The sequence below is a fragment of the Burkholderia sp. MSMB0856 genome (genome assembly GCF_001524645.2).
GTDB lineage: Bacteria > Pseudomonadota > Gammaproteobacteria > Burkholderiales > Burkholderiaceae > Burkholderia > Burkholderia diffusa.
The window spans coordinates 306,486-319,907 of the sequence record NZ_CP013428.1 but is presented as its reverse complement, the minus strand read 5'-3'; the positions used below and the strand labels follow the sequence as shown (position 1 = coordinate 319,907).

Annotated in this window: 14 protein-coding genes; 7 read left to right on the top strand and 7 right to left on the bottom strand. The window is 68.4% G+C overall.

The window, feature by feature from the left end:
* Positions 1 to 12: 12 nt before the first annotated feature.
* Positions 13 to 735: an HAD family hydrolase gene (locus tag WS87_RS19035; protein WP_059819601.1), complete on the top strand. Its 723-nt coding sequence runs from the start codon at positions 13 to 15 to the stop codon at positions 733 to 735.
* Between the two features lie 72 nt (positions 736 to 807).
* Here WS87_RS19035 and WS87_RS19030 read toward each other — a convergent pair whose 3' ends face one another.
* Both WS87_RS19030 and WS87_RS19025 read right to left on the bottom strand, forming a co-directional pair.
* The gene (locus WS87_RS19030) at positions 808 to 1,425 is read right to left on the bottom strand and encodes a glutathione S-transferase family protein (RefSeq protein WP_059690341.1); all 618 of its coding nucleotides are present in this window, start codon (positions 1,423 to 1,425) and stop codon (positions 808 to 810) included.
* Between the two features lie 94 nt (positions 1,426 to 1,519).
* A complete protein-coding gene (locus tag WS87_RS19025; RefSeq protein ID WP_059818608.1) occupies positions 1,520 to 1,888 on the bottom strand; it encodes a YciI family protein in 369 nt (122 codons plus the stop codon).
* 82 nt (positions 1,889 to 1,970) lie between these two features.
* On the opposite strand from WS87_RS19025, the gene WS87_RS19020 reads away from it, so the two are divergent.
* Positions 1,971 to 2,438 (top strand): MarR family winged helix-turn-helix transcriptional regulator, encoded by a 468-nt coding sequence (locus WS87_RS19020; protein ID WP_059818607.1) that lies wholly within the window; start codon positions 1,971 to 1,973, stop codon positions 2,436 to 2,438.
* Positions 2,439 to 2,456: 18 nt separating this feature from the next.
* On the opposite strand, the gene WS87_RS19015 is transcribed toward WS87_RS19020, so the two are convergent.
* Complete coding sequence (locus tag WS87_RS19015) at positions 2,457 to 3,050, bottom strand: TetR/AcrR family transcriptional regulator (RefSeq protein WP_059702824.1); 594 nt, start codon at positions 3,048 to 3,050, stop codon at positions 2,457 to 2,459.
* A gap of 118 nt (positions 3,051 to 3,168) precedes the next feature.
* On the opposite strand from WS87_RS19015, the gene WS87_RS19010 reads away from it, so the two are divergent.
* The gene (locus tag WS87_RS19010) at positions 3,169 to 4,224 is read left to right on the top strand and encodes a saccharopine dehydrogenase family protein (protein ID WP_059818606.1); all 1,056 of its coding nucleotides are present in this window, start codon (positions 3,169 to 3,171) and stop codon (positions 4,222 to 4,224) included.
* Positions 4,211 to 4,978 carry an isocitrate lyase/PEP mutase family protein gene (locus WS87_RS19005; RefSeq protein WP_059818605.1) on the top strand — a complete coding sequence of 256 codons (768 nt, stop codon included), beginning with the start codon at positions 4,211 to 4,213 and terminating at the stop codon, positions 4,976 to 4,978. The genes WS87_RS19010 and WS87_RS19005 overlap by 14 nt, the downstream gene beginning before the upstream one ends.
* Before the next feature lie 148 nt (positions 4,979 to 5,126).
* Here the strand turns inward: WS87_RS19005 and WS87_RS19000 are convergent, their stop codons facing one another.
* A complete protein-coding gene (locus tag WS87_RS19000) occupies positions 5,127 to 6,338 on the bottom strand; it encodes an MFS transporter (RefSeq protein WP_059818604.1) in 1,212 nt (403 codons plus the stop codon).
* 70 nt (positions 6,339 to 6,408) lie between these two features.
* On the opposite strand from WS87_RS19000, the gene WS87_RS18995 reads away from it, so the two are divergent.
* Positions 6,409 to 7,443 carry an AraC family transcriptional regulator gene (locus tag WS87_RS18995; RefSeq protein WP_059690345.1) on the top strand — a complete coding sequence of 345 codons (1,035 nt, stop codon included), beginning with the start codon at positions 6,409 to 6,411 and terminating at the stop codon, positions 7,441 to 7,443.
* A 93-nt stretch (positions 7,444 to 7,536) separates the two neighbouring features.
* On the opposite strand, the gene WS87_RS34020 is transcribed toward WS87_RS18995, so the two are convergent.
* Together WS87_RS34020 and WS87_RS18990 are read right to left on the bottom strand one after the other, a co-directional pair.
* Complete coding sequence (locus WS87_RS34020) at positions 7,537 to 7,704, bottom strand: hypothetical protein (RefSeq protein WP_175906761.1); 168 nt, start codon at positions 7,702 to 7,704, stop codon at positions 7,537 to 7,539.
* A gap of 56 nt (positions 7,705 to 7,760) precedes the next feature.
* Positions 7,761 to 9,680: a DUF3857 domain-containing transglutaminase family protein gene (locus WS87_RS18990; protein WP_059818603.1), complete on the bottom strand. Its 1,920-nt coding sequence runs from the start codon at positions 9,678 to 9,680 to the stop codon at positions 7,761 to 7,763.
* A gap of 133 nt (positions 9,681 to 9,813) precedes the next feature.
* Here WS87_RS18990 and WS87_RS33675 point away from each other — a divergent pair, with 133 nt between their 5' ends.
* Positions 9,814 to 10,059 (top strand): hypothetical protein, encoded by a 246-nt coding sequence (locus WS87_RS33675; RefSeq protein WP_159085693.1) that lies wholly within the window; start codon positions 9,814 to 9,816, stop codon positions 10,057 to 10,059.
* Between the two features lie 42 nt (positions 10,060 to 10,101).
* Here the strand turns inward: WS87_RS33675 and WS87_RS18985 are convergent, their stop codons facing one another.
* Entirely contained in the window at positions 10,102 to 12,072 is a 1,971-nt protein-coding gene (locus tag WS87_RS18985; protein WP_059818602.1) for an APC family permease, read from the bottom strand.
* Between the two features lie 462 nt (positions 12,073 to 12,534).
* On the opposite strand from WS87_RS18985, the gene WS87_RS18980 reads away from it, so the two are divergent.
* On the top strand, positions 12,535 to 13,398 hold the full coding sequence (locus WS87_RS18980) for a crotonase/enoyl-CoA hydratase family protein (protein ID WP_059532133.1): 864 nt from the start codon (positions 12,535 to 12,537) through the stop codon (positions 13,396 to 13,398).
* Positions 13,399 to 13,422: the final 24 nt, after the last annotated feature.

Here is a 13,422-nt window from a genome sequence, read left to right as displayed (position 1 = left end):
TCTTCCATCGTCATGCGTCTATCCCGAATTTCCGCCATCTCGTTCGATCTCGACGACACGCTGTGGCCGTTCGGACCTTCCGTCGAACGGGCCGAGGCATCGCTGCATGCGTGGCTGATCGCGCACGCGCCCGATACCGCGAGCGTCGTGCCCACGTCGCAGGCACTGGGCCAGTTGCGCAACGAATACGAACGCTTTCGGCCGGACCTCGTCAGCGACTTCCGCGCGCTGCGCATCGGGTCGATCCGGCTTGCGCTCGAACGCGCGAACGAAGACGTCACGCTGACCGACCGCGCATACGACGTGTTCTATTCCGCGCGAAACCGGGTCGAGTTCTTCGACGATGCGTTGCCTGCGCTCGCGTGGTTGAGCGCGCGATTTCCGCTGATCGCGGTGACGAACGGCAATGCGGATCTTCGGCTGACCGGCGGCGGCGAGTTCTTCCGCGACACGCTCAGCGCGCGTGCGTTCGGGTTCGCGAAACCCGAGCCGGAAATCTTCCATGCGGCCGCCGCGACGCTCGGCGTGCCAGCGGCGGAACTGCTCCACGTCGGCGACGACTTTCACCTCGATATCGTCGGCGCGTTGAATGCCGGGCTTCAAGCGGCCTGGGTGGTGCGTCACGAAGGGCCGGAAGCGGAGCACGCCGCGCATCGTGCTCCGTCCCCGCATCTGACCGTTCGCGACTTGTCGGCGCTGTGTCGTGCGCTCGGCGGCCCCGTCGAAGCGTCGTAACCGCTAGCCCGCAACGCCGCGCGATCGCGCGATCGAGGTCGATCGCCGCCATCGGCACGTCCGACCACCGTTTCACGCCGCCTTGCGCGCGTCCGCGATCCGTTGCGGCGCTTTGGGCCGCGCATAAAGCCGCTCAAGATACGCGCGCAATTGCGGGAACGGTTCGATCAGGTGGCATTCGCTCGCCCAGTCGATCAGGTAGACCGTCACGCAATCGGCCACCGTCAACGAGTCGCCGACGATGAATTCGCGCCCTTCGAGATGCTTTTCGAGGATCGCGGCCATCGTCGCGAAATCCTCGCGAGCCAGCTCGATATCGGCCGGCGAGCGCTTTTCCGGCGGATAGATGAACGAATGTCGCGTAATCCGCCACAGCGGCTGTTCAAGCTCCGTCACCGCGAACATCACCCACCGATACGCCTGCGCGCGCAGCGCCAGATCGACGGGCAACAGCGCCTTCTCCGGGTACTTGTCCGCGAGATACAGCACGATCGCGGCCGACTCGGGAATCACGAGGTCGCCGTCCACCAGCACGGGCACCTTGCCGGCCGGATTGAGGCGCAGGAATTCGGGCCGCTTGTGCTCGCCCTCGAGCAGGTTGACCGACACGAACTCGAAATCCGCGTCCAGTTCCTTGAGCCCCCAGAGCGCGCGTTGCGAGCGCGTGCCTGCGAATCCGTAAAGCTTCATCGCAATGTCTCCATCGATAATGTCGGGAAAAATCGCCGCACGCAGGCGACGGCCCATCGGCCGCGACGACCGCGCGCGCAGCGCCTGTCGCCGCTCACATGCCCGGCACCGCGAGCACCGGCATCACGTCGATCGCTTCACCCGGAAACAGCGTGAAATGCGGATGACCTTCGAACAGCGCGGCGGCCGCGTCGTGCGATGCGGCGCGTACGACCGTGAAGCCGCTCATCGCATTGGCGGTGTCCGTCACGCCGCCCTTGGCGATGGTCTTGGTCTTGCCGAGCGGCCCGCCGAGCTCGACGATCGCGTCGCGATGCCGCTCGACCCACGCGTGCCACGCGGCGATCCCTTCACGCTCCCGCGTGCGCCGCTCGTCCTCCGGCAACGCCATCCACGCCTTCATGGCCGGGCTCTCCTTGCTGCCGAGGAATACCGCGAGATACAACTGCTGTTGCGCACCCATGCTTCCTCCGTCCGATGGCGGGAACGACGGGCTGCCGCTCCTCGCCCTTGACACAATAGGTTGATATCAACACAATTGCAACATGGCACGCAAAGAAATGCTCCCTTTCGAAACGACGCTGATGGTGCGCGATTGCTGCCTGTGCCTGCACATGCAGCGCGCGGCGCGCAATCTCGCGCGCATCTTCGACGATGTGCTGCGTCCGCTGGATCTCACCAACGGCCAGTTTTCGCTGTTGATGTCGCTGAACCGGCCGCAGCCGGCCGCGATGAAATCGGTCGCGTCATTGCTCGCGATGGACCGCACCACGCTGACCGCCGCGCTCAAGCCGCTCGAGCGGCGCGGGCTGCTCACGATCACGCAGGATCCGGACGACAAGCGCAGCCGCCTGCTCCAACTCACGCCGGCCGGCCATCGATTGCTGGCCGAAGCGTTCCCGCTGTGGCAGCAGACGCACGCCGAGATCGAACGGCCGTTCGCGGCGGGTGAAGTCGATGTGCTGCGCGGGCAGTTGCGCGCGCTGTCGGAGGATCCGGCTACGCGCGACTGACGCGGCGCGCCATGCGCGTCACTTCCGCGCCTTCTTCGGCATCAGCAGTTGCGCGAACTCCTGCAGGAAGCGCACGGGCCCGTGCGCGTGCAGCGCCTGCCCGCTGCTGAGCGCGCCGTCGATGACGGTCGCGAGCCGCAGCGCGTAGGTTTCCGGTTCGTCGATCCGCATCGCGCTGGCCAGCTCCGTCAGCCGGCGCCGCAATTCCTGCTTGTGCGCGACGGCGACCTTGCGGGCCGGATGATTGCCGTCTGCATACTCGGCGGCGATGTTGATCTGCGGACAGCCGCGATAACCGGGGCGCTCGATGCGCTCGCCGATCCACTGCAGCTGCGCATCCAGCTCCTCGCGCGGCGTGCGCCGGTATTGCGCGGCCACCGCGTCCCAGTGCGCCCAGAAATCCGCATCCTCGCGCAGCAGGAACGCCTCGATCAGGTCGTCTTTCGTCGCGAAGTGCCGATACAGGCTCGTCTTCGCGACGCCCGCCCGCGCGACGATCAGGTCCACCCCGACCGCCCGCGTCCCTTCCTGGTAGAACAGCGCGCTCGCCGTTTGCAGAATGCGTTCGCGCGTATCGGGCGCGCTCCCGTTCGTGTCCGTTCCCTTTTTCATCCAAGCCCGGCCGCCGAGGCCGCCTGTCCCGCGAAAGTGCGTCCGATGATAGCACCCGGAAGTTGACGACGCTACAGGTCTGTACTATAAAACGTACCGTTCTGTATCGGAGTTGATCATGGACGATCGAATGACGGTTGCAGTGTATGGCGCCACGGGTCACACGGGGCGGTTCGTCGTGGCCGAGCTGGAACGGCGCGGCCTCGGCGCGATCCGCATCGGGCGCGATGCCGCGCGCCTCGCGCAAGGCGGCCCCGACGCGCCGCCGTGGCGCGTCGCCTCGGTCGATGATCCGGCCGCGCTCGACGCCGCATTGCGCGGCGCGCATGCGGTGATCAACTGCGCGGGCCCGTACCTCGATACCGCGCTGCCGCTCGCCGATGCGGCGTTGCGGGCAGGCATCCCGTATCTCGACCTGACGGCCGAGCAGCCGTCGGTCCAGGCGCTGACCGACCAGCGCGACGCCCGCGCACGCGCCGCCGGCGTGACGCTCGTGCCGGCCGCCGCGTTCTACGGCGGCCTGGCCGACCTGCTTGTCACGGCGATCGTCGAGCCACGCGAGCCGATCGAGCGCGTCGACGTCGCGACCGGCCTCGACAGCTGGCATCCGACGCGCGGCACGCGCGTGACCGGCGAGCGCAATCATGCGATCCGGCTGATCCGGAAGGACGGCAAGCCGACCGCGGTGCCGTCGACGCCACGTGAACGCAGGTGGCCGTTCCCGTCGCCGCTCGGCGACGTCGACGTCACGCTGCTGCCGTTTTCGGAAGTGATGACACTCGCGCGTCATCTGCGCATCGATACGATCGAGTCCTGGCTCGCGACGCGCGCGCTGCGCGACGTGCGTGATGCCGGCACGCCGCCGCCGCGGCCGGTCGACACGCTCGGCCGCTCCGCGCAGCAATTCGCGATGGACGTGGTCGTCGTGCAGAACGGCAGCACGCATCGCGCGACCGCGGCGGGACGCGACATCTATGCGGTCAGCGCACCGATCATCGTCGAGGCGACGGTCCGCTTGCTGAGCGGCAACGCGTTGACGTCGGGCGGCGTGCGCAGCCTCGGCGAACTGTTCGATGCACGCGATTTCCTCGCGGCGCTCGACACGGTCGCCGTATCGTTCGATAAGAACACCGATCGAAATTTCAACCGGAGGAACGAGCATGAGCCGCAATAACAAGGAGAAAGCCGCGTATTTCCGTTCGCTTCATCGCGCGGGCCAGCCGCTCGCGTTGTTCAACGTGTGGGACGCCGGCAGCGCGCGCACGGTGGCCGACGCGGGCGGCGTCGCGCTGGCAACCGGCAGCTGGTCGGTCGCGGCGGCCAACGGTTTCGTCGACGGCGAGCAGATGCCGAAAGCGCTCGTGATGGAAGTGCTCGCGCGGATCGCTCAGGCGACCGACCTGCCCGTCACCGTCGATCTCGAAAGCGGGTATGGCGAGCGGCTGGAGGATGTCGCGGACACGATCGCGCGCAGCATCGAGGCCGGCGCGATCGGCTGCAATCTCGAGGACAGTTTTCCGGCGACGGGCGAGCTGCGCACCGTCGACGCTGCGGCGGCGCGTCTCGCGGCGGCGCGGCAGGCGGCCGACCGCGCGGAGATCGGCTACTTCATCAACGCGCGCACCGACGTGTTCTTCAAGGCTGCGGCCGACACGCACGACGAGCGTTTGCTCGACGACGTGCTGACGCGCGCGCATGCGTACGCGGAGGCCGGCGCCGACGGCCTGTTCGTGCCGGGGCTGCAGTCGCCGGCGCTGATTCGCGCGCTGACGGCCGCGTCGCCGCTGCCCGTGAACATCATGCGCGTCGCGCAAACGCCGACGCTGGCCGAACTCGCGTCATACGGCGTCTCGCGCATCAGCCACGGGCCGTACCCTTACCTGCAGGCGATGAAGGCACTTGCGGCGGTGGTCAGGCAAGGCGGCTGATCGGCCGCTGAACGTCGCATGAAGCAAACAGCTGGCGCGCCGCAACAAGCAGCGTGCCCGCGCCGATCACTTCATCCTGACACGCCGGCTTCTCGACGGTCCAAACGGCAGGCCGATCCACGCTCGCGTCGATCGGCCCGCATGCACCTCACTCGGCCAGCACCGGCGCCACGCCCACCCGCTTCGGCACGCCGGTCACGATCGTCGCGACCGCCACGGCAAGCACCGCGGCCGCGCCCAGGAACACGCCGCCCGCGCCGTTCGCGTCGAACACGACGCCGCCAGCCGCCGCGCCCGTCGCGATCGCGAGCTGGATCGCCGCGACGATCAGCCCGCCCGCGCTCTCGGCCTCATCGGGCACGGTGCGCGTGACCCACGTCGACCATGCGACCGGCACGCCGCCGAACGCCATCCCCCACAACGCGACGAGCACCGCGTCGATCATCGGTGCGCGGCCGAGCGCGACGAGCGCGACGCCGAGCACGACCATCAGCGCGGGCATCCCGATCAGCATCGGCCGCAGTCGATGCTCGAGCACGCGGCCCGCGAGCGACGTGCCGACGAAGTTCGCGATCCCGTAGCCGAGCAGGATCGCCGACAGCCCGTTCACGCCGACACCGGCAACCTGTTCGAGGAACGGCCGCAGATACGTGAAGAACGCGAAATGCCCGGTGAACACGAGGATCGTCGCGAACATCCCCAGGCCGACGGTCGGCCGGCGCAGGACGTCGACGAGCGTGCGTAGCCGCGTCGTGCCGCTCGGCGGCATCGACGGCAGCGTCATCACCTGCGACGCGAATGCGAGACCGCCGAGGCCGGCCGCGATCAGGAACACGTTGCGCCAGCCGATCAGGTGCCCGAAATAACTGCCCATCGGCGCGGACGCGATCGTCGCGACCGCCACGCCGCTGAAGATGATCGACAGCGCGCGCGGCACCATCGCGGTCGGCACGAGCCGCATCGCGGTGGCGGTCGCCATCGTCCAGAAGCCGCCGAGCGCGACGCCGAGCACGACGCGGCCGATCAGCAGCGTCGTCAGGTTGGGCGCGAACGCGACCGCGAGATTGGACGCGACGAGCAGCATCGAGAACACGAGGAGCACGCGCCGGCGGTCGATCGTGCGCGTCAGCGCCGAGATCAACAGGCTCGTGACGAGCGCGACCGTCGCGGTGGCCGTGACGGCCTGGCCGGCGACGCCTTCGGTCACGCCGAGGCTGTCGGCCATCGGCGTGAGCAGGCTCGCGGGCAGGAATTCGGCGGTGACGAGACCGAACACGCCGAGCGTCATCGCGAAGACGGCGCCCCAGGCCGGCTCGCGGGGGGCCGCCGTGGTGGCGGCAGAGGAGATTCCTGGATTCATGCGTCGTTCCGGGTCGTATAGGGAAAATACTGATGACGACGTATCGTAAGGAACGGCGGCAGGACGGTCTATGACATACAATCCGTTCTTGTTGATCGATCGTCCGAATTTCGCGATGTCCGAGCCCCTGCTTCCTCCCGTCCCCGACGTGCACGACCTCGTCAGCGAACTGCTGCTGGGGATGCGCCTGAGCGGCGTGCAGTATCGCCGCATCCAGGTGCCGCGGCCGTTCGGGCTGAGTTTCGGCCATGCGCCGGGCCGCGCGCAGTTCCATTTCGTCGGGCGCGGGCCCGTGCTGCTGCGCGACGCGGACGGCACGACGATGCGGCTCGAAGCGGGCGACGCGATCCTGCTGCCGCACGGCCGCACGCACGCGCTGGTGTCCGATCCGGATGCGCCGTGCCGCGAGATCGGCGGGTTCGAGGTCGCGAAGATCTGCGACACGGTCGCGTCGGTGGGCGCGACGTCGTGCGCCGCGACGGAGCCGGCCGCCGGCGACGCGCTGATCTTCAGCGCGTGCATGGAGCTCGATCTCGGCGGCATGCAGCCGCTCGTCGGGACGATGCCGGAATTCATGCACGTCGGCACGCTGCTCGCGCGCTACCCGGAAATCCGTCCGATGCTCGACGCGATGGAACGCGAATCGTGCTCCGAGCGCGCGGGCTTCGCGGGCATCCTCGCGCGGCTCGCGGACGTGGTCGCTGCGTTCATCGTGCGCGGCTGGGTCGAATGCGGATGCGGCGACGCGACGGGCTGGGTGCAGGCGCTGCGCGAGCCGAAGCTCGGCCGTGCGATCGTCGCGCTGCATCGCGATCCGGGGCGCAACTGGAGCGTCGCGGAACTCGCCGCCGAAGCGGGCGTGTCGCGCTCGGTATTCGCCGAGCGCTTTCTCGCGGCCACCGGGATGACGCCGGTGCGCTACCTGACCGAGCTGCGGATGCGGCTCGCCGCGCAGTGGATCGCCCGCGAGGGCGAGACGATCGAAGCGGTGGCATACCGGCTCGGCTACGGGTCGCTCGCGGCGTTCAGCCGCGCGTTCAAGCGCGTGGTCGGCAGGCCGCCGGGTGCGGTACGTGCCGAAGGCGACACGCACGCCGACGTGTGACGTGTAACGCTTCGCGTGCGGCGCGCGGCCAAGCAAACGCCTGCCGAGTCATGCCGGCATCGCTCGATCCGCCGTCGCCCGTGACGCTTGCGCTCAATCGCTGTGCGCGTCGAGCTTGTCCACCAGCGCCGTCGCGCACTCCACGGCCAGTGCCGCGCACTGTTGCGCATCCACCGGCTCGCCGTTCGTCATCGCGCCCTGCACGATCCGGCCCAGCAATTCCTTCGCCAGGTCGGCGATCTCGTGTTCCCGTTCCGTCATGATGTTCCTCCCGTGCGTCGGCCGATGGCGGCGACGCGCTCACTTCCCCTCCCCGCTCAATGCCCTTTCGCCCGCACGACGATCTGCGCCTGCGTGTCGCGTTCGATGCGTTCGAGCGACGCGCGCAGCGCCGTGAACTCGTCGGGCGTGCAGACCTGGCGGCCGAATTCGGCCTTCATCCGCCGCGTGACCTGCACGACCCGCGTGGCCGCATCGAATACGTAATGCGACGCGAAGTCGACGAAGCGGTCGTGCACGGCCGCATCGGCCGGCAGGTCGGTCACCGCGACGTCGGCCGGCAGCGTGATCTGACCGGTCTCCTCGAAACTGCCGCCGATGCACGTCCACGGCTGCGTGCGCGCGGGTTCGGCCAGCCAGCCTTCGACCTGTGTCGCGATGCCGCCCGTGAGGCTCGACAGCACGGGCACGGCGGTCGTGCCGTCGGGCCACACGACGTGATCGAGCGTGCCGGCATACGTCACGTCGAACGGGCCGCCGGTCGCGCGGCGATCGCTCGTCGTGATCCGCGCGTGACCGCGCAGCCCGCTTTGCCGCAGGCGTTCGTTCGCGAGCTGCCGGATCCGGTCGGGCGCCGCGCGGCGAAACAGCGTGCGTTCGAGCTCGGCGGTCCAGCCGTCGTCCTCGACGAGCGCATGAAACCCCGAGGCGCCCGGTTGCGCGGCATCGATCGCCACGCGCGCGGTGCGACGCTTCGGCTGCGTGGCGGGCGTGCGCGACAGCACGCCGGTATCGACGAGCAAAGCCGGCCGATCCATCACGATCGGCGGCAGGTAGCCGAACGCAATGCCGGCCGTCGTGGTGTCGGCGTAGAGGCCGAGATCGGGCAGCCACGTGATAGCGTGATTGATCGCGCCGCCGCCGTAACCGGGCACCGACGGCAGCGTGTACACGGAGCCGAGATTAATCAGCACCGGTTCGCTGCGGATACCGACCGCCGCGAGCAACGCGCCGAACAGCGCGACGTGGTCCTTGCAGTCGCCGTAGCGGTTGCGCAGGATGTCGGTCACGCGATGCGGCGCGGCGGCCGTCTCGCCGAGAAAGAGCGCGACGTAGCGCACGTTCGCCTGCACCCAGTCGTACAGGATGCGCGCCTTGTCGTGCGGATCGGCGGCGTCGGCGGTGAGCGCGCGTGCGAGCTGCACGACGGCCGGATCGTTCGCACCCGGGTCGACGGCCGCGTTGCGGTAGCGCGCGGCGAACGCCGCATAGTCGGGCAGCGTGGACACCACGAGCCGGTCGCCGTAGGTCGGGTAACCGACCGCGCCGCTCTCGATGCGCTCGTACGGGCCGTGCCGGTAGTCGAATTCGTAGCGCGTGCGGCCGTTCGCAGTTACCGGCGGCAGCGCGACGTAGCCGCGCGCGTCCGCGTGCAGTGTCATGTCGGCCGGCACGTCGAAGATCAGCCGCTGGTGCTCCACCGGCTCGCGCGACGGCTCGACGTAGTAGCCGAAGTAACCCGCGTTGACCGGCCTCGTGCGCGACTTGCGGAACGCGATGCGCGTGCCTGAGCCGGCCTCGACGCCCGGAAACACGACGGTGCGCAGCAACCCGTCCTGAAACGTCGGCGCGCCGGCCGAACGCGGCTCCTGGACGTCGCGGATGCCGTCGGGGCCGACCGGATGCACGACGCCGTCGCGATCGATCGTCTCGGCCGCGAGCAGGTCGACCTTCTCCAGGTTCTTGTCGAACCACACGTAGCGCTGCGCGACCGCGTCGATGCCGTTCGCGTTGTTCGCGCGCAATGTCGAATCGTCGTGCTCGTCGAGCGAACCGTCGTGCTGGATCACGAATTCGTGGACATCGCTGACGAGCGTGACGGGTGCTTCATCGGCCACGCCGCTCGCTTCGTCCACGGCCGGACCCGCACCCGGCGTCGCGCCGACAGCGTTCGATGCGCCGAACGCGGCGGCACATGCCAGCATCCAGCCGGCCAGGCCGGCAGAAAAGCGCACCACATCGCACCTCGTCGCGGTTCACGGAAAGCGCGGTCGCGCAGCGCACACGCCCGACCGCGCCCCGCTCGTGTCGGCCAGTGTGGGCGCCGCATCCGCACGCGTCAAGCCGGTGCGCGCCGACCTACAATGAGACATGGAAGCGTCATCGCGTGCGGCCGCCGGCATCCGCTCGATCGCCGAACGACGGCGATGGATCGCCCGCTCGCGACGAGGAGGCACCATGGAAACCGGGATCGTGGAAGTCGTCGTGCTGCTGGCGTTCGTCGCGCTCGCCGTGCTGTTCTTCATCAAGCGTCCGGGGCGCGACCGGCTGAGGGCCAAATTCCATCATCCGCCGCTGCGGCGGCCCAACCGACCGCATCGGCATCATCAACCCTGACGGCTGCCGCCGGCAGTCGCTCACGCGCTTTCCGCGCCGCCGCTACCCGACGTTCATCGGCAGCAGCACCATCTGCTTGCCCTCGACATGCAGGCGCGCCTGCAACTCGACCGGCGTCTGGTTGTGCAACCACGCGGTCAGGAAATTCACGCGCCGGAAGATCAGCTTGCTCGCGAAGCACACGGCGTTCGGATAGTCATCGAGCGTCGACGACGCGAGGTTCATGAATTCCACGACGGGATTCGTGCCGAACGCGATCCGGTAGTCGGCGGCGATGCCGTTGCGGCGACAGTGCGCGACGTAGTATTCGAGCGCTTCGGTGATCGAGCGACGCAGCCGTTCGAGATGTTCGTGCCCGTCGTACGCCTTCGCATCGACCTCACCGACCGCGAGGAAGATCACGTTGCGGAACTGCCCGGGAAACAGCCGGTTGACCCACAGCAGCGCGTGCATGCTCGCGCCGCGATGCTTGCCGACCAGCAGCACGGCCGTCGGTTGCGATGGATCGGGCTTGCCGGGCGCGGTGGCTTCGTCGACTTCCGGCGGCGCCCCCGAGAACAGCGCGTCCTCCTTCGCGAGCTGCGCGCGCGTGTATGCGTAGTGGCGGTTGATCATGAAGCACAGCGCGATCACCGCGCTCGTCACGAGCACCGTGAGCCAACCGCCGGCCGTGAACTTCTCGACCAGCGTAATGACGAGCACGGTCGCCGTCACGGTCAACCCGAGCGCGGACAGGAAGAAATGCTTGAGCCAGCCGCGCTCGCTGCGATGGCGCCACCAATACGTGCATAGTCCGAGCAGCGACATGCTGAACGTGAGGAACACGTTGATGCTGTACAGCACGACGAGCACGTCGACGCTGCCGTGCGTCCACAGCAGGATCAGCAGACTCGACAATCCGACCACGATGATGCCGTTCTGCCGCACGAGGCGCGTCGACAGGTCGCGGAAATGGCGCGGCACCCAGGAATCCGACGCCATGTTCGACAGCACGGCCGGGCCGTCGAGAAAGCCCGTCTGCGCGCCGACCATCAGCAGCCCGGCCTCGAACGCGAGCACGGCCGCGAGCAGCGCATGCCGCGCGAACGCCGAGCCGAGCCCGAGATGGTCGATCACGCTGCCGAACACGACCGCGTTGAGCGTCTCGCCTTCGACGGGCCGCGCGTGCCACAGCATGTACAGCAGGATGATGCCGCCGGCCGTGAACGCGAGCGACGTCGACATGTACCACATCGTCACCTTGCCGTTCGGCACGCGCGGATCGGCGAGCATGTTCACGTTGTTCGACACGGCCTCGAGGCCCGTATAGGTACCGCCGCCGAGCGAGAACGCACGCATCAGCAACGCGAGCATCACGAACACGCCGAGCGACTGCGACATCCCGTGCGCCTCGTGCACCGCATCGGGCACGATCGTCGCGAGGTTGCTGCCATGCACGGCGACGCCATACACGATCAGCCCGAAATGCAGGACAACGAAGCCGATGAAGATCGGCAGCAGTACCATGATCGATTCGCGCATCCCGCGGAAATTGAGCCCCGTCATCAGCAGGATCAGCACGATCTCGGTCGTGAGCTTGAACACCTGCGCACTGACCGGCAGCAGGCTGAAGAACGCGTCGACGCCGCTCGCGAGCGACGTCGCGACGGTCAGCACGTAGTCGACCAGCAGCGCGGCACCCGAGACGAGCCCCGGCTTCGACCCGAGCAGCGACGTCGCGACGCGATAGCCGCCGCCGCCGGTCGGGAACAGCTCGATCACCTGGTTGTAGCCGAGCGCGATGATGAACACGGTCGCCGCGGTCGCGAGCGCAAGAAACAGCGCGAGCGGCGTGTGGTGCGCGAGCGCGAGGAACGCCTCTTCCGGGCCGTAGCACGACGACGACAACCCGTCGGCGCCGAGCCCGACCCAGGCCAGCAACGGCGTCACGGCGATCGCATGGCGCGTGCGCGGATCGAGCGGGTCCAGCGGCTTTCCGATCACGAGCTGCCACATCTTCTGGAATGCGGTCATGGTCCCCTCCCGGAAGGCCCGGCGCAGCGGCGTCATCCTCTAAAGCTAGCCGACGCCCGGCCGCCGCACCAGTCCGCACATTCCATGAGACGCGACCGACGGCACCGCGCCGCTTTCAACGCGTAAGCGACCGGCATGTCGCGCCGCCCCACGGGCCGCATACGCACCGACCGCCCTCACCGCCTCCGCACACCCGGACGCGGGCCCCTTCCCCGCCTTCCCCATCGCCGTCCTCCCGCCGAGCGATCACCTCGATCGTGTCATTCGCATCGTTCGCATGCTTAGCCCGGTTCGCGCCGAACGCGCTGCCCGCTCGCGTCCCGTTCATGCGCTTTTCCGCGCAATTCGGCTTCTATGCGCGCGCAACAATGGCGGTGCCTCGCGGCCGGCGCCGTCCGGGGGCAGGTTTCCACGACGCCGGCCGCGGCGGTTCTTGAAAACCACATCTCACGAGGACATACCATGCAACTCCAATCCCATCCGGCGTGCCGTCCGTTTTACGAAGCAGGCGAACTCACGCAGCTGACCGCGTTCTACGAAGAAGGCCGCAACGTCATGTGGATGATGCTGCGATCGGAGCCGCGGCCGTGCTTCAACCAGCAACTCGTCACCGACATCATCCATCTCGCGCGCGTCGCACGCGACTCGGGCCTGCCGTTCGACTTCTGGGTGACGGGCTCGCTCGTCCCCGAGCTGTTCAACGTCGGCGGCGACCTGAGCTTCTTCGTCGACGCGATCCGCAGCGGCCGCCGCGACCAGCTGATGGCCTACGCGCGCTCGTGCATCGACGGCGTGTTCGAGATCTACACCGGCTTCGGCACCGGGGCGATCTCGATCGCGATGGTCGAGGGCAGCGCGCTGGGCGGCGGCTTCGAGGCCGCCCTCGCGCACCACTACATGCTCGCGCAGAAGGGCGTGAAACTCGGCTTCCCCGAGATCGCGTTCAACCTGTTCCCGGGCATGGGCGGCTATTCGCTGGTCGCACGCAAGGCGGACCGAGGGCTCGCGGAATCGCTGATCTCGTCCGGCGAGCCGCATGCGGCCGAGTGGTACGAGGATCGCGGGCTGGTCGACCAGACGTTCGACGCGGGCGACGCGTATCTCGCGACGCGCACCTTCATCGACGTGATGAAGCCGAAGCTGAACGGCATCCGCGCGATGCTGCGCGCACGCGAACGCGTGTTCCATCTCACGCGTTCCGAGCTGATGGACATCACCGAGCAATGGGTTCACGCGGCGTTCACGATCGAGCCGAAGGATCTCGCGTACATGGAACGTCTGGTGATGCTGCAGAACCGGCGCGTGTCGAAGCTGCGCACGGTGTGATGTGAGCGAAGCGCCGCCGCGAAA

What these genes read in the sequence shown, in the direction of transcription:
- WS87_RS18995 (WP_059690345.1), top strand. Translation starts at nt 6,409, where the DNA reads ATGACATACAATCCGTTCTTGTTGATCGATCGTCCGAATTTCGCGATG.
- WS87_RS34020 (WP_175906761.1), bottom strand. Translation starts at nt 7,704, where the DNA reads ATGACGGAACGGGAACACGAGATCGCCGACCTGGCGAAGGAATTGCTG.
- WS87_RS19020 (WP_059818607.1), top strand. Translation starts at nt 1,971, where the DNA reads ATGGCACGCAAAGAAATGCTCCCTTTCGAAACGACGCTGATGGTGCGC.
- WS87_RS33675 (WP_159085693.1), top strand. Translation starts at nt 9,814, where the DNA reads ATGGAAGCGTCATCGCGTGCGGCCGCCGGCATCCGCTCGATCGCCGAA.
- WS87_RS18980 (WP_059532133.1), top strand. Translation starts at nt 12,535, where the DNA reads ATGCAACTCCAATCCCATCCGGCGTGCCGTCCGTTTTACGAAGCAGGC.
- WS87_RS18985 (WP_059818602.1), bottom strand. Translation starts at nt 12,072, where the DNA reads ATGACCGCATTCCAGAAGATGTGGCAGCTCGTGATCGGAAAGCCGCTG.
- WS87_RS19015 (WP_059702824.1), bottom strand. Translation starts at nt 3,050, where the DNA reads ATGAAAAAGGGAACGGACACGAACGGGAGCGCGCCCGATACGCGCGAA.
- WS87_RS19035 (WP_059819601.1), top strand. Translation starts at nt 13, where the DNA reads ATGCGTCTATCCCGAATTTCCGCCATCTCGTTCGATCTCGACGACACG.
- WS87_RS19005 (WP_059818605.1), top strand. Translation starts at nt 4,211, where the DNA reads ATGAGCCGCAATAACAAGGAGAAAGCCGCGTATTTCCGTTCGCTTCAT.
- WS87_RS19030 (WP_059690341.1), bottom strand. Translation starts at nt 1,425, where the DNA reads ATGAAGCTTTACGGATTCGCAGGCACGCGCTCGCAACGCGCGCTCTGG.
- WS87_RS19000 (WP_059818604.1), bottom strand. Translation starts at nt 6,338, where the DNA reads ATGAATCCAGGAATCTCCTCTGCCGCCACCACGGCGGCCCCCCGCGAG.
- WS87_RS19010 (WP_059818606.1), top strand. Translation starts at nt 3,169, where the DNA reads ATGGACGATCGAATGACGGTTGCAGTGTATGGCGCCACGGGTCACACG.
- WS87_RS19025 (WP_059818608.1), bottom strand. Translation starts at nt 1,888, where the DNA reads ATGGGTGCGCAACAGCAGTTGTATCTCGCGGTATTCCTCGGCAGCAAG.